The following is a 24,117-nucleotide window of genomic DNA, read 5'->3' on the forward strand; positions in this document are numbered from 1 at the left end:
GGGACCCGGCGCGCCCCAGGTCAGGAAGCTTCCAGCGTTGCGATCCTCGACCGGCCGGTGACAGCCGCGTACCTGCTGATGCGGTTCGCGGGAGGACTGTCGGCGCCGATCAGGTGCTGGTGGGCGATGGTCCACACCGAACAAGGATGGCGACGGGGTCGGCGGCGGCTCGAGCATTCCGGGCACCGGCCGCGTTCGTCCGGCTGGTGCGCGTCGAGCACGGTTCGCCACGCCGAGGTCAGCCTGACGATCTCGGTGTCAGCCAGCGCCGCGCGGGATTCGCGGTCGGCGCCGGTGGCGAGTTTGTCCAGGTAATCGAGCCGGTCGTGGACCGCGCTGCGCAAGGTGAGGGCCAGGATTTCATCCATTGTGCTGCTCCTCGGAGATCGGAGGGTGAGAGCGCGGCGCTCGGGACCGGGGCTGCAGAACGGTCCGGCGGGCGAGGCTGCTCGGGGATCGGATGTGGGCGCGCAACAGCGGGCTGTCCGCGCACCGGTGTGCGAAGTCGCCGTTGTCGGTGCACACGTACAGCAGGCGTGCGTACCGATCGGCGTACGGCCAGATGCCGATGATCGGGGACAGCTCGCCGAGGCCGGGCAGCACCACGAGGTCGTTGAGCCGAATCTGGCCGGCGGGCACGGGTTCCAAGTGGACGGTCGGCAGGCGCCGGTCGCGGACCTCGATGATCGGCTCGGCGTCGTTCTCGAGTTCTCGTTCGGTGCGCCGGAGCCGACCATGACAGAACACGCCCGGCTGCTCGCCGGAACGCCGCGGCAGGGTCGGGTTCCACGACCAGAGGCGGCCGGTGCGGTCCAGGAGCATCCTGGTCGGCGTGGGCGCAGCGGGCGGGGTCACGACCGGACGCACCTCGCAGCGCCCATGGACTGGACATCGGCCTGCTCGGGTTGCCGGACGGGCCGCTCGACGCGCTCGGCCGCAGCGCCTGGCGGCCGGGCTGTGGACAGGGCGTCCAGGGCCGTCATGGCGGCGACCAGCAGCAGCACGACGGCCAGCACCACCGCGACCGCCCACAATGCGCTGGTCGAGGTGGCCTGAATCGCCGGACGGCGGTCGTCCTCGGGCATCGCAACGTTCTCCGTTTCTCGGTCATTGCCGCCGCAGACCGTCCAGCACCCGCTGGAGAAAGCTGCGTCGGTCCGGCGAGGGTTGTGCAACGCGTCCGCCGCGGCAGCGCAGACGACAGCGGTGTCGTCGGCTATTGCGGCCAGGTGGTCGATGGGGACGTCGATGTCGCCGATGACGGGCAGCACCTGCGTCGGTGGCTCGCGCTGCGATGGAGTTCATGGGTCATCGTCCGCACCGAGAGCAGGCATCGACACGGTCTGTTCGACCAGTGCCCCCAGGCCGGATCCGCCGACGCTGGCAGCCCTGCGCGGCAGCGGAGGTGCTGGCGAAGGCGGGAACGGCGGGTAAGAGGCGGCCATCGCCAGCACACAGCACTCCGGGCACAGGTGCTCGGGCGACGGCGGGCGCAATTCCCAGACCTCGTCCACGGGCAGGCCGCACAACCCGGAAGCCCGCTGAGCGGGATGCACGACGTGGGCGCGGCCGGCGTAGAAGCTGCTGCCGGGGCGGTTGGTACCCCACCACCATCCTGTGGCCGGTCCCGCGGGCTGCGCGGCTATCTTCTCGTCCATCAGCGACAGCACCCCGATCACATCCGCACGCCACGGGGGGCCACCTCGCCGACGGCTTCGGCCGTGCCGCCAGCAGTGTCGTCACCGGTCAGCAACGCCAGGGAATGCGGAAGGTGCGGTTGACGGTTCGACCAGTCCAGCAGTTGAATCCCGCTGACACTGAGCACCGCGACCGGCTGGCCGGGCCGGACGCACAGGTAGTCCTGGCGGTGCAGGGCGTCAAGCAGGGACAGCGCCTGCGGCGGCAGCACGTCGCTGTGGTGACGCAGCACGCCGTCCACGGAGACGATCTGGCCTCGCGCGATCCGCTGGAGAAGACTGCGGACCAAAGCCGGGTCCAGACACGTGCGCATCATCGGCTCCCCGAGCCGACACCGGTGCCAGTGCGGCCGACCTGGCTATGCACGCGCTCGCAGAACCCGCACACCATCCAGTGCTGGCGGCATCGGTGGCCGCCGGTGGGGCAGGTCAGCGTCAGGCGCGTGTTCGGCTGCGAGACGGTGGAAACCCGGTGGTCCGACCCAGGTCGGGGGTCCGGATCGGACCACCGGGAGCTTGCATCGGCCGCCGTCTTCGACAAGCCCGTCCCGCTCCCGCGGTAGCGCGGTCCGTCGGGCACAGACCCGACAGCGTTCTGGTCTGTGGTCGTCACCGTGCTGGCCATGACATTCACCGTCCTGGTCGGCGACGGCCTTTCCGATCCCCAACGGTGCTAGCCCCACTGGGGCTTGACCACACCGGGTGCGAACCGACCGACTGGTACCCGACGGCGGTCTACGCTGTGAACCTGCGCGAACACCGTCCGGGAACGGGAAGGCGAGCTATGACTGGTCAGAGGCGACAACGCTGTCGTTTCTGCGGCACCGCGCTGGCCGCTGCCGACCCGATGTGCGGGGTCTGCGCCCGCGCCGCAGGGTTCCGCAAGCCGATCCCGGACGGGTTCTACGAGGACGCGGACCTGCGCGCCGCGTTGGCCCGCTACGACTTCGGCGCGGTGTTCGCCGCAGTCCGCCAGCACACCGGACTCTCCCAACTCCAGCTCGCCGACCTGCTGGATCTGTCCCAGTCGCGGATCTCGGCCATCGAGCGGGGCGAGCGGCGGCTGACCCACGTCAAGCTCGCCGCCCGGCTGGCCGGTCTCCTGCGCATCCCACCCCGACTACTCGGCTTCCCCGCCGAGGCCACCGGTAGCGTTGTGGCGGCACCGGAGGAGGTGAGCTGGTTGGAACGCAGGGACTTCCTCGCCCTGGTCACGGCCGCCACGCTGGGCTCGAGCCTGCATCCCGAACTGGCCCGGCTCGGGTCGTTGCTGCCCGGCGAGGTCGAGCCGGTGACCCGGCCTCGCATCGGCGCCGCCGACGTCGACGCGATCGAGGCGATCACCGACGGCTTCCGCCGCTCGGACTTCGCCCACGGCGGCGGGCTCTGCCGCGCAGCGGCGATCACCCAACTACACCAGGTGCGCCGGCTGGAGGACGCCGTCTGCATGCCGCAGGTCCGGACTCGGCTGCTGGTCGCGATCGCCGAGCTGGCCAGCATGGCCGGGTGGATGGCCTACGACGTCGAAGACCACGACGCCGCCCGCAGACTGTGGACCTACGCCCTGGACACCGCCCGCCGCGCCGACGACCACCCCCGCGCCCCGGACCTCGCCGTGGACGTACTGCTGGACATGGCCCATCAGGCCCTGCACCTGCACGGCCTCGACCCGGCAGGCCAGGCCGCCCGCGCGGGCGAGGCGCTGCACCTGGTGCAACTCGCCTCGGCCACGGCCGCCAACCGCCGCCACCCGGTCTCCACGATCACCTCCGGCTACATCTGCGCCGTGCTCGGCTGGTGCCGGGCCTCGCTCGGCGAAGCCGAACCCACCCGCCGCGCCATCGGCGACGCCCAGGACACCTACGCCACCGCCGACCCGGCCAAGACCCCGCCGTGGGCGTGGTTCGTCACCGACGCCGAGATCACCGCCCAGCAGGGCCACTCGCTGTACCTGCTGTCGCTGACCCACCCGGAGTTCGCCCCGCAGGCCATCGAAAAGCTGACCACCGCGGCCAGCGGGTACGGCGCGGAGTACGAACGCAGCCGCGCGGTGATCCTGCCCCCGCTGGCCTCGGTGCAGTTCCAGGCCGGGGACGTCGCCACTGCCGTGGCCACCGGCTACGACGCGGTGAACGCGATCACCGGACTGTCCTCCACCCGCGGCTACGCCCGCCTGCGCACACTGGACACCATGGCCGCCCCGCACCACGACAAGCCCGAGGTCGCCGAACTGCGCGAACACATCCGCGGAACGCTGGCCACCACGGCCGCGTAGCCGCCGATGCCGCTGCACGCCAACCAGGACTCCGACCTGCCCGGCGTACCCGCGCTGCGGGAGGTCTGCCGGATCTTCGGCACTAACCCGGGCGGTGCCCGGCTGCTGCACCAGCGCTCCAACGCGGTGTTCCTGCTGCCCGATGACCACCTGGTCGTCCGGCTGGCTCCGGACACCCCGCTGCGCCGCCGCCGCGCCCAGACCTGTATCGACGTCACCCGATGGCTGGCCGGCCAGCCCGAACCGGTCGCGCTAGCCCCGGTGTCGGGCGAGCAGCCTGTCGTCGCCGCGGGTGCGGTCGCCACCTTCTGGCCCCACCGGCCCACCACGCCACCAGCCTCGCCGACCGACTTGGCGGTGCCGTTGCGGCGGCTGCACGCACTGCCCGTCCCGCCGTTCCCGCTGCCCCGATATCAACCCTTGCAACGCTTATTCGAGGCGCTCGACCTCGACGACGGGCGTCCGCACCCGGCCGTCACCGACGACGATCGGGCCTGGCTGCTCGACCGCGCCCACACGCTCGTCACCGCCTTCGCCGCCACCGCGTTCCCGCTCGGCGACGGGCTCGTACACACCGACGCACACACCGAGAACCTGGTCCACGACCCCGGCGGGCACTGGCTGCTGATCGACTGGGACGGCACCTGCCTCGGCCCCCGAGAATTGGACTTGCTCACCGGCATCCCCGACCACTTCCATGAACCCCAGGCCGACCGCACCCGATTCCTGACCGTCTACGGGTACGACATCCTCGGCTGGCCCGGATGGACCCTGCTGCGCGACGTCACCGAGCTGCACGCCCTCAGCGCCTACATCCGCCTGGCCCCCGGCAAACCCGCGGCGGCCACCGAACTGCACCACCGCATCCGGTCCCTGCGCAACGGCGACCGATCAGCCCGCTGGCGCGCGATCCCCTGACCGACGAGCACCCCACAACCAGGCCGCAGTCACCGGACGACTGAGAAGTGACCCATCACGACGTCGTGGGCGTGCGGTCGACAAAGCAGACGGGGCAGCCGCAAGGCGGCTGCGACGCTACGGCGGAGTTCGTCCAGGCGGTCACGCAGTCCCGGGTCTGCTCCAGCGTGCGCACCCTCGACCCAGCCAAGACTGCCCCCATCCGGCGACCTTGCCAGTTCAGCCGACGGCGGAGCTCTTCGAGCGCGAACTGGCGCAATTCCTCGGCGTCGCGGACGTGGTCGCGGTCGCGACCGGCACCGCGGCGTTGCACCTGGCGCTGCTGGCCGCAGGGGTCGGCCCAGGCGAAGAGGTGCTCGTGCCGTCGCTGACCTTCTGCGCCAGCGTGCAAGCCATCCTCGCCACCGGCGCACACCCCCGTTTCGTCGAAGTCGATCCCGCTAGCCTGTGCGTCACCGCCGAGCACATCGCGGACGCGCTCTCGGCTGCGACGCGCGCGGTCATGCCGGTGCTCTACGGCGGCCGCGCCATCGACCTCTCCCCCATCCAGAGCCAGCTGGCCGAGCGCAAGGTCACGATCGTGGAGGACGCCGCGCACGCCTTCGGCTCCTGCCAAGGCCCGCGCCGCGTCGGCGCGACCAGGGAGCATGAGGAAGCCGCGGGCAACCTCTGCAGACGTCCAAGCTCCCGGGTGGCGTGTGCGCAGCACGCTATCCGTGGTCTCAGCTGTCAGCGTAGAGTCGCCTCATGAGCAAGGGGGCCAGGAACCGCGCAGAGCGTTCAGAAATCAACGCCTTTGCGGACGTCGGCTTGCTGCGTCGAAAGAGAGATCAGGCGCGATGTGGCCTGTGTGGTGTCGTTGGCAAGCTGAGCCGAACCCACGTGCCGCCCCAGGCGGCGGGAAACGATCACGGCGTCCAAAGGAATTACCTTCAACTGATTACCAAAAGCGGCTTGCGAACACAGGTGACCGGAAGAAAGTCCGATGGCGGAATGCACGTTTATGGACTGTGTCAGGCGTGCAACTCTTCCGCCGGAAAATGGGACCCGTCGTATGTCGAATTAGCCCATGAGCTCCGGCACTGCCGGGCTTCTGGGTCTGTTTTTGTGCCAGGCGGTCGGATGCGAATCCCGAGTGCAGAGTTCAGCCCGAGCAAAGTGGCCCGGTCGATCCTTATGGGCATGTTCGGCGTAAACCATGTTCTTCGTGACAGGTTTCCAGGCCTAGCAGATGGACTGTTATCCGGAACTGAATCCCTTGCACTCCCACGCGAGCTTCAGCTGCGACTAGCCCTTGCGCGGGGCACGGTGGGGCGCCTCACTGGGGCTTTGCACTCCATGAAGGTCGCCAACACGCGAAGCGGCGTCATTGAATTCTTACTATCCGATGCCGCCGTCTATTTCCCGCCACTAGCCTGGAATCTGGTCAGCGAAGGCTCGACCTACCTCGACGGTCAAGGGTGGGCCGATGCAAGCTCTTGGCTGTCCATGCCTATCACGGAACGGCGAGACATCAGCGCGCTGTGTTCCTCGCTCCCCCTCGTGCAGGAGCCAAGTCAGGATGCGCGCGAGTGGGATAGTTTCCTGCAGCTATTTTCTGATGAAATTACGCCAATCGTAGAATGTAGCGGGTTGATGTTATGATGATTCCTCAATTGCTAGAGGGGTAGCATCCCGCGAGCACGGGCGGTATCTGACCGAACGTCAGTGGAAACCGGTACACGGCCTGGTAGGAGACGCCGCGTCATAGCCGAGTGACCAAACACTCGCGGCCGCGACCTCCTGTGCCAACCAGTGGCGCCAGAACGAATCGTTGGATCTCCCAGACCAATTCTTGTGAGCGTCGCCGTCGAGTGACCGCGTCGAGGGCGAGGTAGGTGCGGGTGAGGCTGGTCCGGGCGCGGGCCAGCAGCACGGTGTCGCCGAGTTTGCCGGCGAGGGTTTCCGCGCGGCGCAGGTGGGGCAGCGCTTCTGGGTGCCGGTCGGTGGCGGCCAGGGTTTCCCCGATGCGGCGTTCGGTGAGCACGATTCCGCGCCGATCGTGCAGGGTCTCGTTCAGCGCCAGCGCGCGCTCGAAGTGCTCGAGCGCCTCCTCGTGGCGGGCCCGGTCGCGGGCGACAAGGCCGAGGTGCTCCCGCGCGGTGGCTTGCGTGTGCGCGTCACCGGCGTCGTGTGCCAGGCGCAGGGCGTCGGCGAACAGCGGTGCGGCTGTGTCGTGATCGTGGAGGGTGAGGTGGGCGATGCCGAGCTGGACGCGGAGCCGGGCTTCGGCGACCGGGTCGCCCGCCGTGCGGGCGGCGTGGATACCGAGGGTGTGCGCGGCGATCCACTGTTCGAAGTGCTTGCGGTACAGGAACAGTCCCCACAGCGCTTCGCAGAGCTGCCAGACCAGCTGCCACCACCGGTGTGCGGTGGCCGCGTGCAGGACGGCCAGAAAATTGTTCAGGTGCGATTCCAGCCAGTCCAGTGCGGCGGAGCTGTCGGGGTAGGCGGGCGGGTGCGCGTGGGCGGCAGGGTAGCGAGGGCCGTGGCGGTGCCGTAGCGGCATCACCACCAGGTCCGCGGCGATGGCTGCGTCGAGGTACCACTCGGTGAGCCTGCGTACCGCGCCGGCGCGTTCGGCGTCGGAGTCGTCGATGCGGCAGCGTTGCGCGGCGTGGCGGCGCAGCAGATCGTGGAATCGGTACCGGCCGCCGTCGTCGTCGAGCAGGTGAGCGTCGACGAGGGTGGTGAGGTGGGTGGCGGTGTCCGCGACCGGCAGCGCACCGGCGGCGGCTGCGGCCGCGGTGCTGAAGTCGGGGCCGGGGCACATCCCGAGCAGCCGGTACAGCCGTGCGGAGCCCGGATCGAGCGCGTCGTAGGCCAGGTCGAAGATGTCCTGCACCGATACTCCCCCATCGCTGATGTTGCTCAGGTGCTCGCCGCCGTCGGTCACGGCGGTGACCGCGTGCGTGAGCGTCCAGCGGGGCCGGGTGGCCAGCCGGGCGGCGGTGATGGCCAGCGCGATCGGCTGGCCGCCGCACAGCGTGACCAGGCGGCGCGCCGCGTCCGGTTCGGCGTCGACCCGGCCGTCCAGGGCGGTGCGCAGCAGCGCCAGCCCGGCGTCGTCGTCGAAGACGTCCAGTTTGAGCATGGGCGGGTGGAGGGTGGCCAGCCCGGGGAGCCAGGACCGGCTGGTCACCAGCACGAGGCTGCCCGGGCACGCCGGCAGCAGCGGCCGCACCTAGGCGGCGTTGACCGCGTCGTCGGCCAGTACGGCCACCGCCCGCTCGGCGGTCATCGAGTGGAACAGACTGGTCTGGGCGGGCAGGTCGAGCGGTATCGACCCCGGTGCCGCGCCCAGGGCGCGCAGGAACTGGGCGAGCACGGTCGTCGGGGTGGCCGGGCCGCCGGGGCCGCGCGCACCGAGCTGGGCGTAGAGCACCCCACCAGGGAACCTGCTGGCGTGCTCGTGCAGCCACCGCAGAGCCAGCGCTGTTTTCCCGACGCCGCCCAGCCCGGTGAGGACCACCACCGCCGTGCTCGGTGGGGTGTGCGCGGCCATCACCTCGTCGAGCCGCTGCACATCGGCGGTCCGGTTGGTGAATTGGGCTGGTGCGGGCGGCAGCTGCCGCGGGCTGGGGCTGGGCATCGGCGCCGGGACTTTCTCCGAGGCGGCGAACACCACGGAGGTGCCGGGTGCGCCGGTGGAGTGAACTGGTGGCGTGGAGCGCCGGCGTGCGGCGGCACCGATCGCGAGCCCGAGCGCGAGGACCGTGGCCGGCCAGCTCAGGCCCTCCAGCACCGTGCGCACCGGGTGGTGCGCCGCGACCAGCCAGTCCAGGCCGCCGCTTTGGGCGAGCAGCCAGAGCAGCGGTCCCGCTACGACAAGAACAGGCCACCTCGCCCACCGCCGCATCGGCGGCCGCACGCTCGCGCGCCTGCCGCGCTCGCGGCCCGCGGTCGCATTCCGCGCGATCACGCCGGCGTGTCAGCAGACCCGGTGGGTGCCACGGAGCCGGGAAAGCAGCGTGATGCGGCGTCCTGGTGCGTCAAATCCACACACGCCTGGCCGTCGTGTACGGACCCGAGGACAGTGACGTATCCGGAATTTCCGGGCTGTCGCAGGAAGTCCACGGCGTCCTCCAGGCAGGAGGCGAGGGTGTCCGCTTGGAAACGGTGTGTCGTCATGGTCGAGCTCCGTTCATGATGGACTGGGCAGCGCGCGTACCGACTGGGTGCCGGGGCCACACGGGACCGGGGCAATGCGGGGGAAGCCGAGCAGGTGCGCGGGTGGCGGCTGGAACTGTGGTTGGTCCAGTGCGGCCTGCAGGGGTGCGGCGCGCGGATCGGCGGTGTGGGCGAACGCGGCCGCCGCGGCGCGGAACGACTCGGCCGCCAGCCGCGGCCGTCCGCACGCCCAACGGGCGTAACCGAGCAGCAGATCCACCAACGCAGCGTCCGCTGTGACCAGTGCTGGGTGGTCGATACAGCGGCGGTGCGCGGTGTGCAGCGCGTTGAGCGCTTCCTGCGACCGGCCGGCGGCGAGCAGCACGGCGCCGATACGCCGCAGTGCGCCCGCTTCCCGGATCGGCTCCTCCGCCGCGCGGTAGAGCTGGAGTGCGGCGCGATACGCATCCAGCGCAGCGTCCCGGCGATCACTGTTCTCGTACAGCTCGCCCAGCCAGCAGGCGCGGTCCCCGGCGGCGAGGGTGAGACGTGCCGCGCGCAGCGACCGGAACGCGGCTATCCCGAACCGCTCGGCGTCCTCGAGTTGTCCGTCGTCCGCGGCGGCGTCGGCGCGCCGCGCCAGCCGCCGGACGTACTGCCCGGCCGGGATGGCGGCCGTGTTCCCGGTGGTGGTCTGCGTGGTCATCGCTGGCCTTCCCGGCGGACACGCGCGGACTCCCGCACGATGGCATCAAGGAATTCCCTGGTAGCGCGCTCGGCCCGGGCGATGCAGTGGTCCACTACCTGGGTGGGGTCGGCGCACGCGAGATCAGTGGCGTCGCGGTACGAGGAGATGAGCCAGCGCAGGTAGGGCGGCCACAGGTCGTCGGCGAGGCCGGTGGCGTCGAGTCGGGGGGCGCGGGCTCGCTGCCAGAGGGTCACCAGCGGTTCCGGCCAGGTGTCGGTACTGGCCCGGCCGGCGCGTGCCTCCTGCTCGCAGTGCCGCGCGAGCCGGGGGAACAGGTCGGGCGGGGGCGGGTGCGCGGCGGCACCGGTGAGCGGAATGCGGGTGGCGGGCAGTGACGTGCGGAAGGCCGGGACAGCCAGTGCGCACAGCCGCACCGCCGCGGGCAGGACGGAGGCGCAGGCGTTCCGGTTGATGCTGGGTTCTGCAGCGAGCCGGGAGTGACCGGCTGGGGGTTGGCGTGCCTCCGTCTGGGACACGGTGAGCCCGGCTGTGCGAGCGGCGGTGAGGATGTCCAGTGCGTGCGGCACCAGGCTGGTGCTGTGCTCCAGGCCCCACCGCGGCTGCAGCGCGGCGGTCACCGCGGCCTGGGAGAGCACCAGCGTGGCCCCCAGTGGGTCGTCGGGGGCGAACCCGAGCGCGGGCAGGCACAGCGGCCGCAGCACGTGCAGCGACAGCGGATCCTGCCACCACGGCCGGGCCTGCGGACAGCACACCACTCCGGGTTTCTTCTGCGCCTCGAGCTGGGTCACTGCGGCCGCGAACACCGATGCCCCTGGTGCTGCGGGGTCATCGGCGGGCTCGTCGGCGGGTTCGGCGGGGTCGAGCACCAGCACTGTCTCGGCTCGCAGGTCGTGGGCGTAGGTCAGTCCCAGAGCCACCGCGCTGCACCAGGACGAGCCGGGCGCCACGAGCACCCGAACCTCGCCCCCACCGCTGCCGGTGCCGTGCACGGCCGCAGCGGCGGTCGGGGCCGCGCCCGTGTCGATCAGGGCGGTGAGCACCAGGCGCGAGAGCGAGCGCACGGCTCGTTCGGCAGAGCGTGTCCGCGCGGCGACGTCGACGCTGTCGGCGGTGGCCAGCACCACCACCGTGCCCGGCGGCAACGGTGCCGCGCACGCCGTGGCCGGCCCCTGACGTGCCCGTGCGCTCGCCTCGACACCGGCCGGTGCGGCGGTGGCCGGTGGCCGGTCCTCGGCCAGGCAGGCGTCCTCGCCCTCCGGGCGTGCCCCGCGGTCGTCGTGGGCGAGGCCGCTGCGGCCAGGACCGCCGGGTGGATGGACGAGGTCGATCGTGGTCATGCATCCTGCTCGTGTCGTGTCGTGTCGTGTCGTGTCGTGTCGTGCCGGACCGGAGCGCGGTGGTCGCGCTGCCGGGCCGAGGCGAATCGGTCGATCAGTGCAAAGCTCCCTGCCGTGGCCGTGCGGGTGCCCCGGGCGAGGAGCGAGCCGGTTTACGGGTGCGGCTGTCGAGAATCCGCGGTGGCCGCACGCGTGGCTGAGGGGTCGCCGATTGTCGTGGCGATCCAGTCCCGGTACCGCGTCACGTCGGTGCAGACACCTGGCTGTCCATTGGCCTCGGGACGGCGAATGTGCCCGCCGCGGCTGACCAGGCCGACCAGGCGCGCCTCACCATCGAGCGGGATGACGGGGCCGCCGGTGAAACCGATACCGAAAGCTGTGCCCTTCGGACCTCCGGCGATACACAGCTCGCGCCCCCTCGGCCTGCAGGCGACTGCCATCCGCTGGGAGATGATGACGGTGTCGACGCCGACGAAGCTCGGCGCATACGGGCCGTATGCGCCGAAAACCCGCACCGGTGTTCCCTCGGCGACGTCGCCCTTCCCCATCGCGAGCGGGGTCACGTCGAGGGGACCGTCCAGTTCCAGGATGGCGATGTCGTTGATGTCGCCGAGACTGCCCATGTCGAACTCCGGGTGCTGATGGACCGCCTTCACCGTCACCGTGTGACCGGAGTCCGCCAGCCTGCCTCCAGCGCGGACGAAGTACTTCTTGGCGTCCTCGGGCGGGTCACCGGGCAGGTTCGTGTCGTGGAAGACGTGGCCCGCGGTCAGGACATGCCGGTCACTGATCAGCGTTCCGACCGCTGTCGCGTGATCAGGTCGGCCGTGGTCCTCAGCCCGATAGTTCACCGACACCACCCACGGTGGTGTGTCCACGTCCGCCACGAGCGGCTGGACCGGTAGCTGCGCCAGTCGCTTGCGGTAATCCCGCGTCGCCACTCTCGTGTAAAGGGCTTTGACAATTTTCTGCATAATGGGCAAGACGGTCTCCTTCGTTGGGCGGTGCTTGCTGTTCGATATCGCGGCGGCCACGAAAACTCTCGAGGTGGCGCGAAAAAGTGGGGTACCGCTACCGCGCGGGCGGATAGCGATGCGTGCTGCGTAGCGGGTGATCAGGGTGCGGCCGCCGGGTGCAGGTGCACCGGCAGGGTGGTGGGAGCGTTGGAGAACAGCGACGGGACTGGGGTCAGGCGACGGAGATCGGTGGCCGGGGCCAGGTCCAGGAAGCGGGTGAACAGTGCCTGCAGCGTGACTTCCGCTTCGAGCCGTGCCAGTTGTGCGCCCAGGCAGTGGTGTGTGCCGGCGCCGAAGGCCAGGTGTGGTTTCGGGGGCTTGCGGTCGATGATGAACTGGTCGGCGTCGGGACCGAAGACGTCGGGGTCGCGGTTGACCAGGCTGTAGGGGGCGAGGATCGCTTCACCAGCCGGGATGGTGACGCCGCCGAGCATCATGTTTGTCAGCGGGTAGCGGGCCAGGAAGTTGCCGATCGGTGAATCCCAGCGCAGCGTCTCTTTCACCACCTGGGCCCAGATCTCGTCGTCGCCGGCCTGGGCGATTTGCCGCTGCTCGGGGTGGGTGAGCAGCGCGCGGACGGCGTTGGTGATCAGGCTCAGGGTGGTTTCATGCCCGGCGGTGAGCAGCAGCCACAGCGTGCCCTGCAGTTCCTCCTCGCTCATCGCCTCGGGTTTCGCGCTCTGGTGTGCGATCAACGTCGAGGTGAGATCGTCGCCCGGTGTCGTGCGGCGCAACGTGACCAGCTCGGCCAGCAGCTCGTCCCGCTTACGCTGGGTCGCAGCGGTCTCCGCGGGGGTCGTGTTGGTGCGGAAGGTGCTGTCGACCAGGCGGCGCAGGTCGGCGTACCAGTGCTCGGGGACACCGAGCAGGTCGCAGATGATGCGCATGGGCACCGGGTAGGCCAGGTGCTGGCGCAGGTCGACCCCTGTGTCCGGGTGGGCGTGGGCGGGCAGCTCGTCGAGCAGTTCCTCCACGAGCGCGGTGATTCGCGGTTTCCAGGTCGCGATGTGGCGGCCGCTGAAGACCGTTTCCAGCGGCGCACGCAGCCGCTTGTGGTCCAGGCCGTCGCTGGTGACCATGTTGTTCACCTTCACCATGCCGCTCAGCGGCCAGTCCGCAGGAACACGTCCCTCACGGATGGCGTTCCAGTTCCGCCAGTCCTTGCTGACCCGCGGGCTTCTGACCAGTTTGGCCAGATGGGAGTACCTGGTCACCGCCCAGGCGCGGATGCCGCCGGGCAGCAGCACTTGCACCACGGGGCCGGCTTCGCGCAGGCGGGCGGCTTCGCCGTGATGGTCCTGCCCGGTGGGGTCAAGCTCGATGCATGGGACAGCGGGATGGGCCGTGGGTGAGGGCGGGGAAGGCATCGTGGGTCTCCTCCTGCGAGTGGGGGGTGGAATCGACGGTGAACCGCACGGGCAGCGCGGCGGGTCCGCGGGTCCAGGGTGAGGGATGCAGCGGGATGTGCGCGGCCGGTACAGCCAGGTGCAGGCCGGGCAGGCGCCGCAGCGCGGTCTCCACAGCGGTGCGGGCGACGCGGTGGGCCAGGCGGCGCGCGGGGCAGGCGTGCGGTCCGGCGCTGAACGCGAGGTGGGAGTGGTTGTCCCAGTCGAGCCAGGTGTGGCCGGTGCGGAGCCGCGGGTCCGCGTTGGCGGCGGCCAGGCCCAGGATCACCGCGTCTCCGCGCTGGATACGCCGCCCGCCCAGGAGGGCATGGTCGCGGGCGTAGCGGGCGGGCATGTTGGCCATCGGCGGGTCACGCCAGAGCACCTCGGCCAGCGCTTGGTCGATACCGAGCCTCCCGCCTCGCCATTGGGTGGCGAAGCGGACGTCGGTGAGCACCAACCACAGTGCCCGCGCGATCCACACCTGCACGGTTTCCCAGCCCGCGGAGAGCATCAGCACCATCGACTGCTGGATCTCCGCGTCGCCACGCAGGTCCTGATGCTGGACCAGCACGGTGGTCATATCGGGCGCCGGTGCGGCCCGGTGGCCGCTGATCACGCCGGTCAGGATGTGCTCGAGGTCCTCGTTGCCCGCCTGGGAGTCCGCGCCGGAGCCGAACAGCGCGAGCAGGCAGCGCTGCAGCCGTTCCCGCAGTGTCGTGTCGAGCCCGAACAGCGCCGCGATGGTCAGCATCGGCACCTGCGCGGCGTAGCCGGCGATCAGGTCCGCGCGGCCGGTCGCCAGCACGGGAGCGAGCAGCCGGTCACAGATGTCGCGCACCACCGCGTCCACGCCGTACTCATCCACCTGGGCCAGCGCGTCGACCAGGGGGCAGCGCAGCCGTCGATGTTCGGCCCCGTCGAGGAAATACGCGTTCGGGCGCGGGAACATCATCGGCGCCAGCCCGGAATCCGGCCGTACCCGGCCCTCGGCGAACAGGCGCCAGTGCCGCGGATTTCGTGAGTACAGCTGCTCGTTGGTCACCAGCTCGAGGACCAGTTCATAGTCCAGGGCCAGCCACGCCGGCACCCCGGGTTCGAGCAGCACCGGCACCACCGGCCCGCCCCAGCGCTCGCGCAACCGCGCGTAGGCGGCTTGCGGGTCCGCGCAGCCGGTGGTCTCGCCGAGCATGCTCAACCGGGCCAGGTCCTCCAGACCGGCGACGCCGATCTCCGTCTCGGTCCGGGAGGTGGAGCTCGGGCGGGGGTGGGGGTAGGTCATGGTGTGTCTCCGGCGAGGTGTCGGTGCTCCAGGGCGATGGCGTGGCGGGCCAGGGTGATCAGCGCGGCCAGCGACGACGTGCGGTCACGAGCGTCGAACTCCACCACCGGGGTGTTAGGCGGAACCGCCAGCGCGTCGGTGATCTGCTCCTCGCTGTACTGCGGGGACCCGGGAAACCGGTTGACCGCGACGGCGAACGGCATGGCCGCCGGGTGGGTCTGCAGGTGATCGAGCACCGGGAACGTCTCGGCGAACCGGCGCACATCGATGAGCACCAGCACACCCAGCGCGCCGTAGGCCAGATCCAGCAGGCTCTGCCAGAACCAGGGTTGTCCCGGCGCGCCGAACAGATACAGCACCAGCGATGGGTCCACGGTGATGCGCCCGAAGTCCATCGCGACCGTGGTCGTGGTCTTGGTGGCCACCCCATTCAGCGCGTCCACTCCCACGCTGGCCGCGGTCATCGGGGCCTCGGTGTTCAGCGGGGTGATCTCGCTGACCACGCCGACCAGGGTGGTCTTGCCGACCGCGAGCGGGCCCGCGATCAGGATCTTCGCCGACCGCATCGCCGGTGGGCCCGGCGCGGGCGAGCGGGTGAGGTCAGAGTCGTTGGAGTCCATCAAGCACTCTCTGCATCGTGTCCAGGTCAGGGCGGTCCGCTCGCGGTGGAGGCTCTGCGGTGATCCAGTCGTGGGTGATCGCCTGAGCGGCCAGCGCCGCGGCCACGGTCAGCGGAACCTCGACGTAGGAGGCCACCTCGGCCAGCGACAGCCACGGTCGGCACAAGGCCACCAGCCGCCGCTGCTCCGGCGGCACGTGCGCACCCAGCTCGGTCTCGGGCACGCGGGCCCGCAGCAGGGTCTCCGGCCGCAGCCGGTGACGGCCGGCGTCGGTGGTCCCGCCGGTCAGGACGTACCAGGGCACCGCACGCGGCGGGCGATCACGACGCTCCACGATCAGTCAGCACGGTCGGGAACCGCCAGGTGCCGCTCGCCGATGATGCGGACCTGCCTGTCCATCGCCCGCCCGAGCAACTGCAGATCAGCGTCGACGTCGGTGACCACCGCCAGCAGCGACCCCTCCGCCGCCGCGCGGATCAGCACCGTCCGATCGGGGAAGCGATACGCGGTCTGCTCCACGGCACCGGCACTGCCGGTCAGCTCCCCCAGGTTCCGGCCCAGGGCGTAGGTCCCCACGCACGCTGCGGCGAACTTCTCCGCGTCATCACGCTCGACCACGCCGCGCGACGTGGTCAGCAGCCCGTCCTGGCTCGCCACCACCAGGAAACGGACTTTCGGCAGCATCACCTCGGCGAAATCCCAGGCGAACTCGGTTCCTGTGCCCATCTACTGCTCCCCCCTCGACTCATCAGCGGCGGTACCCGGCTCGGATGCCCCGGGGCTCGGGTCCGTGCGACCGAGCGCGTCAGCGAAGAAATCGACCCCCGACGCGGTGGCGGAGCTGGCTGCGGCCTCCGCTCGCGGGGACGTGAAACGGTTTTCGAACTGGCGCGGCACTCGACGGGGCAGCTCCGGCTTCTGCGGCAGGGCCTCATCGGCAGTGCCGCTGCGACGCGCCGGCGCCGCGGCGCACGCGGGCGGTGACTGCGCCAGATGAGCGGCGGGAATCTCCACGCTCGCCCGCACCCCGCGCGTGACCGGCTGCAGCAGGACCCGATAGTGATGCCGCTGTACGAACGCTCCCACGACCGCCAGCCCCAGATGCGGAGCATTGCCCAGCTCGGCCAGCGTCGGGATCCCCACACCCGACACCAGAGCCCGGGCGCGCGCGAGGTCCTCCTCGTGCAGCCCCGTGCCCCGATCTTCGATCAAGACCACCCAGCTCGCCCCCACACGGTCAAACTCCACCCGCACCGGTTCCCGCGGCGGCGACGCCTGCACGGCGTTGGCCAGCAACTCGGCCACCAGATGAATCAGCGCTTCCACGTGCAGCTCCACCTGCACCTCGGGATAGCTGGCGATCCGCACACGCTCGAACGCCGCAATACGTCCCGTGGCCGCGCGCACCACATCACCCAACGCGACCGGCTTCGACCACTCCTGGCCAGGCCACTCACCGCACACCACCGTCAGCGACTGCGCCCGCCGCGCCTGCTGAGCCACCACGTGCGACAAGCGCTCGCACGCCTCCAACTGCGCATCGGCATCCCCGAACCCAGCCTCGACCAGACTCTCGATCTCCGCCTGCATGCCATGTGCGGTGCTCTGCCAACGCTGAGCCAAATCCACAATCGCAGCACGACTCGCCGCAACTGCACGGCCAGCCTCGTCAACCGGGCACGCGGCCGCCGGATGCAACACGGGTGGGCTCACGACGTGCGTGGTTTGCCGGCCACCGGGCCCATCGACAACCGCTTTCCGCAGCGCGGAAAGCCAGGACCTCGCTACCTCAGAGCGAGCGCGAACAACTCGAAACCAAATGAATAGCAACGCTGACGAACCACCAGCGACGCTCAACCATGGCCACAGACTGTGACCGTTGGAGTTGTCAGACGAGGACGGCATTGTCACTTTCGGGTCAGGGACGCCACCGTCTGGGACGGCGCCCGCGCTTCACTTTCCTTCGTGGTACCTGCGGAAGTAGCCACCGAATGCTGGGCTCAGTAGCCGACGGCCAGGCCTATCCAACGGATCTACGCCACCGGGCACCAGTGCCGCGATGAGGCGTTATGTGGCGTTATGTGGCGTCGCGCCACATGACCAGTACAGTGATCGCTGCGCTCGGCCCCACGTAACTCCTGAACGAGTTGCCGCAGTCGGACGGTCAGTGTGATCAGCCGCGCCACTGCTTGCCCAAGAAGTCAGGCCAGCGCCAACGGTGCGCCTCACAACCCGCGAGTACAGTGTCGATCAAGAAACCAGAGAGGTAGACGCGATGGCGGAGCCACCCAGTCCTCTGGCCGAAGCGCGGTTGGCAACCGGCCACACACAAGTAAGTCTTGCCCGCGCAGTGGGGGTCGAACGTACAACCGTCATTCGATGGGAGAAGGGCACGCAGTTCCCTGCAGCTTGGCATCTGCAAGGCCTTGCAGGGGCTCTGAGAATTTCTGTCGACAAGCTGCGCAACCTGCTCGACGCAACCGAGGAAAGTGCAAGGACACCCACCGGCTCCGCAGTGGTCACCGCCCCGACGTCGGTGGTTCTCGAGGTCGCCAGGCAAGGAACGGGAACCAGTGATGTGCGTGCGCACGAACCCGCTCCTGTTGACGTAATACATGCTGCCATCCCCCGTCTGCGTCGTGCGCTTGACCGACTCTCCCTGCCAGACGACGGACCTCCCCGCGATCTCGCCGAATTGAGCGGCGAAGTCACCCGCGCCAATGACAACCGGCTGCAGTCCCGCTACGGCAATCTTGCGCGCGGACTACCCGATCTCATCACCGACCTCGCACGTGCCGGCCACGATGGCGACGCAGGACGCCGCCGCCATGTTGCTGCGTTATTCACCCTCGCACTACGCGCTGCGGATGGGCTGGCCTTCAAATTCGGCTACCTAGATCTATCCGCGCGACTAATCGACCTTATGCGCTCCGCTGCCCGGCTTGCTGAAGACCCGTTGCTCCTGGCCGTCGTGGCATACGTGCATACCGAAACGTTCTTCGCGACTGGGGATCTCGACACTGCGGCCCGAGCCCTCGAACACGCAGCTGATCAGGTACCCGCTCTCGGCACGACGTCGTCCTTGGCTGCGCTCGGCGCTCTGCACATGCGCGCCGCAGTTGTCGCCGGTCGGGCAAATAAGCCCGATCGTGCTGCTGACCATCTACGTGAAGCGCGCCGCGCAGCGACCGCAGTCCCGGAGGGTGTCTACCAAGGCACAGCGTTCGGCCCGGCATCGTTGCGAATCCACGAACTTGCCGTCGCCGTGGAACTCCGAGATCCCTTGGGTATCGAGCGGGCATCCGACTGGCATCCGCCTGACCAATTGCCCGCCGAACGTCGATCTCACTACTACATCGACCTAGCCCGCGCTCATCTTACGCTCGGCCGCCACGAACATGCCTACCAATCTCTGCAAGCCGCCCGCATCGCTGCGCCCGAACACGCCCGAAATCACCCCCAAGTTCGTGACTCTCTCTCAGCGCTTCTGCGTACCCATCCGAGTCCCGAAGCCGGTCTGCTGGACCTCGCTGCTTGGGCTCGAGCCTGCTAAGGCATCCTTGTCCGTGTCGCACCGTCGCGGTAGGTCATGCTAGTCCGCCAGATATGGAGGGTAGGCATTCTGTTGCATCGCGGCACAGACAGCTATAACGACGGTTACCGAACGCCTTCTGAAGTGGTTCTCAAGCTGAGAGTCGGCACACTCTGTTGCCTCGGCGATGGGACGCCTCGCCGAGGCCAGTGGCGATGTAAGGAGTGCTGCTTAGGTAACGAGCAAGTCGGGCAAGTCACCCAAAGAATCGATAATCCAGTCCGCGTCACGGCGCACTAGTGGGTCCGCCGCCCACAAGTGGCCCCACGGACCGCGCCGAATAAGCGCAGTCTTAAACCCCGCTGCCTTGGCCGCCACCACGTCGTTGTCCCGATGATCGCCGACGTACACCGTCTGTTCTGGGCCGTCGGGAACCATGTCGGCTACCCGCTCAAAGAACTCGAGCGACGGCTTGGCAACTCCCCATTCGTCAGACGTTGCAAGCCCATCCACGGGGAGCTGCAGCTGTCGTAGCAGCGTAGCGGCACGAGCCGTCTGGTTGCCGGCCACGCCGACCCACAAGCCGCGCTGGCGCAAGGCGGCCAGACCAGCTCGAACATCTGGGTACAAGTCCCGCTCTTCAATCTGCTCGCCCCGCCCAGCCTCTTCGCGTAGCCGACGCTCGCGAGCGAGGTCGAAGCCGGGCCTGAAGTACTGGAACGTCTCGGCGTTGTCCCGTCCGGCGGCTGTGACGGCCCCTAGGACTGTGGAGAAGGTGTGACGAGTTACGCCGATCCAGTCTGCCCACGCGCCCCACTCTCGTGAGTCGTCCAGCAAGGTCTCACCCACGTCGAACACTACTGCGCTCACCATGCACTAGTCCTACGTCATGGACCGAGGCGGCTCTACTCGGGGGTTGTCTGCGTTACGCATCGCTCGCTAGTGACGGCAAGGCAGGAGCGACGTACTGCCGAAAGCGAGTACCTGCCTAGCTGTTCGGTACCTGGCTGGTACCTCCCTGCGACGCCCACGCACCGTGACTCGGATCGATCGGCTTGCGGCCCGCAATATTCCATCGACTGCGCGATTCAATGCAAGCGGATGATCACGTTCCACTGACAATCGCGGCACGGGCAGACGCCACACCGATGCAACATCCCGCCACACCCCGACACATTTCTTCTCTGGTGCGACTCCGCATGTTGACGATCTAATCGAAGGGCACTAAACAGCGGCCCCGACGGGGTAGGCCATTGGTCAGTAGTCGCGCGGTAGACAGATGGGTGCGTCAGCGCTTTTCCATCATTGCCACCCACGGCCAAGGCCAACTCGTCGATGCCAAATTGGTTGGCCGGGTCTTCGCCCGGCCGCTACGTACATGCTGGGTCCCTGCGTGACCTGGCGGAATTGAGGATAAATGGGGAGACGATGGATCGTGGCTGCGGCCGCGACCATGGTCGCGGTATCCGCAGCTGCGCCTGCAGCGGCGGTCGTGGGTGGTGTGCCGGCCCAGGGCGACTATTCGGCAGCGGGCTCGTTGCAGCTGCTGACGCCGGACGGGCCGAAACATGGCTGCGGCGTCATGCTGATTGACGACGAGTGGGCCGTGACGGGAGCGCACTGCGTGACTGCGCAGCCCCCGTCGACCGCGGAGAATCCCGCGAGGTCAGCACAGTGGTGGGGAGCGCCGGCGAGTTCGCTGGCGGACCCCGAGGATCCGTCGAACTACCAGGTGCGCATCGGGTCGCTACACCGAGAGCACGACGGTGAGGTTCGCGGCGTGCGCGCGTTCGTGGTGCCCGAAGGATGGAACTGGGGTATTCCCGACCCCCGCCCCGAATACAAGGGCATGGTCTGGGATGCCGCGCTGGTGCAGCTCGACAAGCCGATCACCACCCTGAAGCCGATCGATATCCGGCTCCCGCATGCCGGAGTGGCGCATGAGGTCATCGGCTGGGGGATGACGGATCCGGACCCGGAGAACTGGATCTCGCCGGCGGAATGGCTGCATACCGCGCCGATGGCGACGGTGGCGGCCGCGGCCTGCGCGGGCGCCGGTATCGGCGCAGGCGAGGTGTGCCTGGACGGCGGGCCTGGCATCGGGCCGTGCGCCGGTGATTCGGGCAGCGGTTCCTTGCAAAAGGTGCACGGGCGTCACGTGCTGGGTGGCTCGGTGTCCCGCGGCATGGTCTGCGGCGGCCCCAATGTGTTCACCCACCTCGCCCACCCGGTGCTCCAGGCCTGGATCAGGACGTCCATCTCCGAGAACAAGGTCCTGCCCGGGAGCAAGTTCATGGCGAGTCCGGTGACGCAAGCCTGGGCGCGCCAGGTCGTCATGGGCAGCCGCAAGCAGGCTCCGGCTGCGGCCACCGCGCTGCCGAGCGCAACCGGCTAACCCACGAGCTGCGGTGGCGGGCCATCCTCCCCTTCCCCCCAGGGACAAAGGGCCCGCCACCGCACCCACCAGCTGTGCCAACACCTGAAAGACCAACCCACGATGAGATCAAACTCCCTCTCCGCAGTTCTTCCCAGCGGTCCGCTGCGGGGGCAAGCCGGGACGCTGCGGCCGCTCCGGGCGGCTCGTACGTCGTGGCGCAACGGCCGAGCGCGTGTGCGTGCAGCGGTCCGCTGGTCGGCGCACCTTGGCTGTCCCGCAGACCACTCCCTGCCAAAGTCGGCGACCGCTCCGCTTGCGGCACGCTCGCCGATCGAGCCAGAGCCGTTAGGCAGGCTCAGACTGGTCCGGGAGGGCCGCCGGTGAGGCCCTTGCAGGTCACCGGAATCGGGCTGCTGTGTGTGGCGCCGGTGGCTGCCCTCGCCGGCCTGATCGACCTCGGCGGTGAATCGGCAGCCGTGGGCAGGCCCGCGAGCCGGCCGCTTGAGGAGTTGTTCAGGGATCCGTGCAGCACGCTGAGCGAGGGTGAGCGCACCGGGCTCGGCGTGGGGGTGGGACAGCCCGAGACGGGCGTTGCTGCATCAGAGTGCCTGTGGCGGGCGGTTTCCGGCGAAGGTCCCTTGCTGACCGTCTCCCTCGGTCAGGGCGGCCGCGCCGACATTGACCGCGCGGCCGCGGCGCAGAGCGCACCGGGCACGGTTCCTGAGCCGGTTCCGCTGCGGCCATATCGGGCCCTGCAGGCCCAGTCGTCCTCGGGCGACTGCGTGGTGCACGTGGAACTGCAACCCGAGGTTTGGGCGGGGAGCAGCCGGGTCACGGGCGCAGTGGCGCCGGATACCTGTGCGCTGGCGGCCCAACTTGCGGCCACGGTGCTCACACGCGTTGTACCGCCGGGCTGAACAGCGCCCGCACCGCAAATCCGTGCCCAACAATCCAGCACTCATCGACGCACTGACCACGGAGGACGTCCAATGAGGAACCGAGGCTTCACTATCGTGGCCGCCCGGGTTCTCCGGCGCGGGGCCACCGCAACGCCTCGCCCTTCGCTGGCGAAGACCGCTCCACGGTGGGCGGGCGTCGTGGCCGGGCTTGCCGCGTTGCTGGCAATGACCGGGGCCTGTGCCGGGACGGACTCCTCGTCGCCGGATGCCACCGGCTCGGCCGCGTCCTCCACGCTGGTGAGCGCCGAACCAGACCCGGGCGCCGGCACGATGGTGACCCGCAAACCGTGGGAGATCAGTGCGTTCATCGCCGAACCGTGCCGCAGTCTGCCTCCAGCGCAGAAGATAGCTATCGTCGCGTCCACCGGCGAAACGCTCAGCGAAACCGAAATCTCCAGGTGCATCTGGGCTTTCGGCGCTGACCAGAACGCGAAGCTCAACAGCGCACTGTCCCACGGCACTGTGGGGAACATCGACATCCTGGCCCAGCAGGACCCGGCACCGGAGTGGGACACCGGACGACCCGATGAGCGGAACATCGGCACGCTGCGAGCGCTGTTTCCGGACTTGAAAAGCAACGCAAGCTCACCAAACTGCAATGCCCACGTCCAACTCACCCCGAACGTGGCCGTTTCTGTTGCTGTAACTGACTTTCGTGCCTCGAACAGCTGTCAGATGGTGGACACCCTCGCCGCGGCGGTCATCGCCTACATCAATCCTCCCCGCTGACTGGTTCGCCGCCGCCTGCCTCGACAGACGCACGGAGGCAGGAGCCGCCGGTTGCGCTGTATCGACGTGTTTTACCGCGCGGTCGGCCGTTCGCTCAATGTGCCACGCCGATGAGAAAGGTTTATCCGGATGAGATTTCGCCGTGCGACGCGGGCCGTGTCCGCAGTCGCCTTGGTGGCCATCGTAGTTGTTCCGGCGCTCGCCGGGTGCGAGAGCCAGACGCCCGCGATGGGCTGGACACAGAGCACTGACCAGACCCGGACTTTGCTCGATCGGGCTCCGGTCGCGACCGAGGAGGACATCGCCGGGTCGCCCACCGCGCAGCGGATTCGTGCGCAGGGCCTCATTGCGGGGGTGTCGGACAAGACGCCGCTGTTGTCCGAGCGCAATACCATCAGCAATGACTTCCAGGGTTATGACGCCACGCTGGCGAAGGTGCTCGCGAAGTACATCACCGGTGACCCCACCGCGATCAGGTTCCATCCGATCGAGTCGGCCACCCGGGAACCGCTGATCGGTAACCGCACCGTCGACGTCGTCATCCAGACCTACAGCATCACCCCGAAACGCGCGGAGAAGGTCTCCTTCGCCGGGCCCTACTTGACCTCCGGTCAGGGCTACGCCGTGCGCAAAGGCACCACTCTCACCTTCGCCGACCCGGCGAACCCGGTGGAACTCAACGGCAAGAAAGTCATCGTCACCGGCAAAACGACCGGCGCGGCCATGGTGCGGGAGAAGGTCCCCGGCGCGGAGATACTGGAGTTCCCGGACGTCTCCGCCAGTATTCAGGCCCTGGAAGCCGGACGCGGCGTGGTGCACGTCAATGACAAGGCACTGCTGGCGTCGCAGGCATCCCTGCGGTCCGAGTCCATCGAAGTGCTGAAGGACTACCGCGTCGGCGACGATCACTACGGTATCGGTTTCGGCCTGTGCGACCTCGCCTTCCAGAAGTTCGTCAACAACTTCCTGCGCAAACTGGACGAGTCCGGTATCTCGCGCGAGGTGTGGGAGGCGACTCTCGGCACGGTGCTCGGTGACCCTCCGCCCTTCCCCGAGCTCGAAACGGTCGAGGGTGCGCGGCCCCAGGACGTGCCGCCGTGCCCGGCCGGAACCCCGAACCCGTAACTGGCCG

27 protein-coding genes are annotated in these 24,117 nt (G+C 69.1%); 9 read left to right on the plus strand and 18 right to left on the minus strand.

Annotated elements, in window-relative coordinates; genetic code table 11:
• Positions 1-20: 20 nt before the first annotated feature.
• From L3Q67_RS01350 to L3Q67_RS01370, 5 genes are read right to left on the minus strand one after another with little or no spacing between them, the layout of a single operon-like run.
• Positions 21-368 carry a hypothetical protein gene (locus tag L3Q67_RS01350; RefSeq protein ID WP_499187763.1) on the minus strand — a complete coding sequence of 116 codons (348 nt, stop codon included), beginning with the start codon at positions 366-368 and terminating at the stop codon, positions 21-23.
• A complete protein-coding gene (locus L3Q67_RS01355; protein WP_499187764.1) occupies positions 361-855 on the minus strand; it encodes a hypothetical protein in 495 nt (164 codons plus the stop codon). The genes L3Q67_RS01350 and L3Q67_RS01355 overlap by 8 nt, the downstream gene beginning before the upstream one ends.
• Positions 852-1,271, minus strand: a complete 420-nt coding sequence (locus L3Q67_RS01360; RefSeq protein ID WP_499187765.1) for a hypothetical protein — start codon at positions 1,269-1,271, stop codon at positions 852-854. Before L3Q67_RS01360 ends, L3Q67_RS01355 begins: the two co-directional genes overlap by 4 nt.
• 30 nt (positions 1,272-1,301) lie before the next feature.
• A complete protein-coding gene (locus L3Q67_RS01365) occupies positions 1,302-1,679 on the minus strand; it encodes a hypothetical protein (RefSeq protein WP_499187766.1) in 378 nt (125 codons plus the stop codon).
• Entirely contained in the window at positions 1,676-2,011 is a 336-nt protein-coding gene (locus L3Q67_RS01370; protein ID WP_499187767.1) for a hypothetical protein, read from the minus strand. Before L3Q67_RS01370 ends, L3Q67_RS01365 begins: the two co-directional genes overlap by 4 nt.
• A 470-nt stretch (positions 2,012-2,481) precedes the next feature.
• Here L3Q67_RS01370 and L3Q67_RS01375 point away from each other — a divergent pair, with 470 nt between their 5' ends.
• From L3Q67_RS01375 to L3Q67_RS01385, 3 genes are all read left to right on the plus strand, one after another.
• Positions 2,482-3,972, plus strand: coding sequence for a helix-turn-helix domain-containing protein (locus L3Q67_RS01375; protein WP_499187768.1), 1,491 nt, complete (start codon positions 2,482-2,484; stop codon positions 3,970-3,972).
• A 6-nt stretch (positions 3,973-3,978) separates the two neighbouring features.
• Positions 3,979-4,890 (plus strand): aminoglycoside phosphotransferase family protein, encoded by a 912-nt coding sequence (locus L3Q67_RS01380; RefSeq protein WP_499187769.1) that lies wholly within the window; start codon positions 3,979-3,981, stop codon positions 4,888-4,890.
• Between the two features lie 211 nt (positions 4,891-5,101).
• Positions 5,102-5,641, plus strand: a complete 540-nt coding sequence (locus L3Q67_RS01385) for an aspartate aminotransferase family protein (RefSeq protein WP_499187770.1) — start codon at positions 5,102-5,104, stop codon at positions 5,639-5,641.
• A gap of 29 nt (positions 5,642-5,670) precedes the next feature.
• Here the strand turns inward: L3Q67_RS01385 and L3Q67_RS01390 are convergent, their stop codons facing one another.
• The gene (locus L3Q67_RS01390; protein ID WP_499187771.1) at positions 5,671-5,889 is read right to left on the minus strand and encodes a hypothetical protein; all 219 of its coding nucleotides are present in this window, start codon (positions 5,887-5,889) and stop codon (positions 5,671-5,673) included.
• Positions 5,890-6,228: 339 nt separating this feature from the next.
• Between L3Q67_RS01390 and L3Q67_RS01395 the strand changes: the two genes are divergently transcribed.
• On the plus strand, positions 6,229-6,534 hold the full coding sequence (locus L3Q67_RS01395; protein WP_499187772.1) for a hypothetical protein: 306 nt from the start codon (positions 6,229-6,231) through the stop codon (positions 6,532-6,534).
• A gap of 100 nt (positions 6,535-6,634) precedes the next feature.
• Here the strand turns inward: L3Q67_RS01395 and L3Q67_RS01400 are convergent, their stop codons facing one another.
• The 11 genes from L3Q67_RS01400 to L3Q67_RS01450 form a co-directional block, all read right to left on the minus strand.
• Positions 6,635-8,113, minus strand: coding sequence for a tetratricopeptide repeat protein (locus L3Q67_RS01400; protein ID WP_499187773.1), 1,479 nt, complete (start codon positions 8,111-8,113; stop codon positions 6,635-6,637).
• The gene (locus L3Q67_RS01405) at positions 8,114-8,851 is read right to left on the minus strand and encodes an ATP-binding protein (RefSeq protein WP_499187774.1); all 738 of its coding nucleotides are present in this window, start codon (positions 8,849-8,851) and stop codon (positions 8,114-8,116) included.
• 222 nt (positions 8,852-9,073) lie between these two features.
• Entirely contained in the window at positions 9,074-9,745 is a 672-nt protein-coding gene (locus tag L3Q67_RS01410) for a tetratricopeptide repeat protein (protein ID WP_499187775.1), read from the minus strand.
• Positions 9,742-11,085 (minus strand): hypothetical protein, encoded by a 1,344-nt coding sequence (locus L3Q67_RS01415; RefSeq protein WP_499187776.1) that lies wholly within the window; start codon positions 11,083-11,085, stop codon positions 9,742-9,744. Before L3Q67_RS01415 ends, L3Q67_RS01410 begins: the two co-directional genes overlap by 4 nt.
• A 152-nt stretch (positions 11,086-11,237) precedes the next feature.
• Complete coding sequence (locus tag L3Q67_RS01420; protein WP_499191409.1) at positions 11,238-12,059, minus strand: S1 family peptidase; 822 nt, start codon at positions 12,057-12,059, stop codon at positions 11,238-11,240.
• A 140-nt stretch (positions 12,060-12,199) separates the two neighbouring features.
• Complete coding sequence (locus L3Q67_RS01425; protein ID WP_499187777.1) at positions 12,200-13,357, minus strand: cytochrome P450 family protein; 1,158 nt, start codon at positions 13,355-13,357, stop codon at positions 12,200-12,202.
• Positions 13,358-13,412: 55 nt separating this feature from the next.
• Positions 13,413-14,768 (minus strand): cytochrome P450 family protein, encoded by a 1,356-nt coding sequence (locus tag L3Q67_RS01430; protein WP_499187778.1) that lies wholly within the window; start codon positions 14,766-14,768, stop codon positions 13,413-13,415.
• Positions 14,765-15,388, minus strand: a complete 624-nt coding sequence (locus tag L3Q67_RS01435) for a GTP-binding protein (RefSeq protein WP_499187779.1) — start codon at positions 15,386-15,388, stop codon at positions 14,765-14,767. Before L3Q67_RS01435 ends, L3Q67_RS01430 begins: the two co-directional genes overlap by 4 nt.
• The gene (locus L3Q67_RS01440) at positions 15,369-15,722 is read right to left on the minus strand and encodes a helix-turn-helix domain-containing protein (RefSeq protein WP_499187780.1); all 354 of its coding nucleotides are present in this window, start codon (positions 15,720-15,722) and stop codon (positions 15,369-15,371) included. Before L3Q67_RS01440 ends, L3Q67_RS01435 begins: the two co-directional genes overlap by 20 nt.
• Positions 15,723-15,724: 2 nt before the next feature.
• The gene (locus L3Q67_RS01445) at positions 15,725-16,114 is read right to left on the minus strand and encodes a roadblock/LC7 domain-containing protein (RefSeq protein WP_499187781.1); all 390 of its coding nucleotides are present in this window, start codon (positions 16,112-16,114) and stop codon (positions 15,725-15,727) included.
• Positions 16,115-16,978: a histidine kinase gene (locus L3Q67_RS01450; protein ID WP_499187782.1), complete on the minus strand. Its 864-nt coding sequence runs from the start codon at positions 16,976-16,978 to the stop codon at positions 16,115-16,117.
• Positions 16,979-17,663: 685 nt separating this feature from the next.
• Between L3Q67_RS01450 and L3Q67_RS01455 the strand changes: the two genes are divergently transcribed.
• The gene (locus L3Q67_RS01455; RefSeq protein WP_499187783.1) at positions 17,664-18,941 is read left to right on the plus strand and encodes a helix-turn-helix domain-containing protein; all 1,278 of its coding nucleotides are present in this window, start codon (positions 17,664-17,666) and stop codon (positions 18,939-18,941) included.
• Between the two features lie 210 nt (positions 18,942-19,151).
• Here L3Q67_RS01455 and L3Q67_RS01460 read toward each other — a convergent pair whose 3' ends face one another.
• Complete coding sequence (locus L3Q67_RS01460) at positions 19,152-19,793, minus strand: HAD family hydrolase (RefSeq protein WP_499187784.1); 642 nt, start codon at positions 19,791-19,793, stop codon at positions 19,152-19,154.
• 562 nt (positions 19,794-20,355) lie between these two features.
• Between L3Q67_RS01460 and L3Q67_RS01465 the strand changes: the two genes are divergently transcribed.
• The 4 genes from L3Q67_RS01465 (at position 20,356) to L3Q67_RS01480 (ending at position 24,110) form a co-directional block, all read left to right on the plus strand.
• Complete coding sequence (locus tag L3Q67_RS01465; protein WP_499187785.1) at positions 20,356-21,315, plus strand: S1 family serine peptidase; 960 nt, start codon at positions 20,356-20,358, stop codon at positions 21,313-21,315.
• Between the two features lie 371 nt (positions 21,316-21,686).
• Entirely contained in the window at positions 21,687-22,214 is a 528-nt protein-coding gene (locus tag L3Q67_RS01470) for a DUF3558 domain-containing protein (RefSeq protein WP_499187786.1), read from the plus strand.
• Positions 22,215-22,394: 180 nt separating this feature from the next.
• The gene (locus L3Q67_RS01475; RefSeq protein WP_499187787.1) at positions 22,395-22,985 is read left to right on the plus strand and encodes a DUF3558 domain-containing protein; all 591 of its coding nucleotides are present in this window, start codon (positions 22,395-22,397) and stop codon (positions 22,983-22,985) included.
• 156 nt (positions 22,986-23,141) lie between these two features.
• The gene (locus L3Q67_RS01480) at positions 23,142-24,110 is read left to right on the plus strand and encodes a type 2 periplasmic-binding domain-containing protein (RefSeq protein ID WP_499187788.1); all 969 of its coding nucleotides are present in this window, start codon (positions 23,142-23,144) and stop codon (positions 24,108-24,110) included.
• Positions 24,111-24,117 lie beyond the last annotated feature (7 nt).

This window comes from Saccharothrix sp. AJ9571, from assembly GCF_021725495.1.
GTDB classification, from domain to species: domain Bacteria; phylum Actinomycetota; class Actinomycetes; order Mycobacteriales; family Pseudonocardiaceae; genus Amycolatopsis; species Amycolatopsis magusensis.

Bases quoted from the DNA above. Each gene is read 5' to 3' on its own strand.
- L3Q67_RS01415 (WP_499187776.1), bottom strand. From the start codon at position 11,085: ATGACCACGATCGACCTCGTCCATCCACCCGGCGGTCCTGGCCGCAGC.
- L3Q67_RS01395 (WP_499187772.1), top strand. From the start codon at position 6,229: ATGAAGGTCGCCAACACGCGAAGCGGCGTCATTGAATTCTTACTATCC.
- L3Q67_RS01455 (WP_499187783.1), top strand. From the start codon at position 17,664: ATGGCGGAGCCACCCAGTCCTCTGGCCGAAGCGCGGTTGGCAACCGGC.
- L3Q67_RS01410 (WP_499187775.1), bottom strand. From the start codon at position 9,745: ATGACCACGCAGACCACCACCGGGAACACGGCCGCCATCCCGGCCGGG.
- L3Q67_RS01370 (WP_499187767.1), bottom strand. From the start codon at position 2,011: ATGCGCACGTGTCTGGACCCGGCTTTGGTCCGCAGTCTTCTCCAGCGG.
- L3Q67_RS01445 (WP_499187781.1), bottom strand. From the start codon at position 16,114: ATGGGCACAGGAACCGAGTTCGCCTGGGATTTCGCCGAGGTGATGCTG.
- L3Q67_RS01450 (WP_499187782.1), bottom strand. From the start codon at position 16,978: ATGCAGGCGGAGATCGAGAGTCTGGTCGAGGCTGGGTTCGGGGATGCC.
- L3Q67_RS01380 (WP_499187769.1), top strand. From the start codon at position 3,979: ATGCCGCTGCACGCCAACCAGGACTCCGACCTGCCCGGCGTACCCGCG.
- L3Q67_RS01420 (WP_499191409.1), bottom strand. From the start codon at position 12,059: ATGCAGAAAATTGTCAAAGCCCTTTACACGAGAGTGGCGACGCGGGAT.
- L3Q67_RS01460 (WP_499187784.1), bottom strand. From the start codon at position 19,793: ATGGTGAGCGCAGTAGTGTTCGACGTGGGTGAGACCTTGCTGGACGAC.
- L3Q67_RS01430 (WP_499187778.1), bottom strand. From the start codon at position 14,768: ATGACCTACCCCCACCCCCGCCCGAGCTCCACCTCCCGGACCGAGACG.
- L3Q67_RS01350 (WP_499187763.1), bottom strand. From the start codon at position 368: ATGGATGAAATCCTGGCCCTCACCTTGCGCAGCGCGGTCCACGACCGG.
- L3Q67_RS01435 (WP_499187779.1), bottom strand. From the start codon at position 15,388: ATGGACTCCAACGACTCTGACCTCACCCGCTCGCCCGCGCCGGGCCCA.
- L3Q67_RS01375 (WP_499187768.1), top strand. From the start codon at position 2,482: ATGACTGGTCAGAGGCGACAACGCTGTCGTTTCTGCGGCACCGCGCTG.